Here is a 215-nt window from a genome sequence, read left to right on the forward strand (position 1 = left end):
GGATTGCCGGTCGTTGTTGCGAAAGAGAACGGCGAAACGGCTGACCCGCTCGACCAACGACGTCACGTTCGCCTTGCCGAACTTCTGGCGGAACTGGATCAGGTCGCATTCCCAATGTCCGAACTGCCTGCGATCGGCAACCACATCCGGACGGCGCAGGATGTTGAGGTCCGGGCTGAAACGCTGGCCATGCCGGCGCCTCGCATGCCGCGCCC

The 215-nt window shown here is 63.7% G+C and carries 1 pseudogene; it reads right to left on the minus strand.

Annotated elements, in window-relative coordinates:
• Positions 1–215 (minus strand): annotated as a pseudogene (locus ACOZKU_RS27915) (IS30 family transposase); the annotation flags it as partial.

The organism is Shinella sp. M31 (assembly GCF_049199205.1).
In the GTDB taxonomy this organism is placed as follows: Bacteria; Pseudomonadota; Alphaproteobacteria; order Rhizobiales; family Rhizobiaceae; genus Shinella.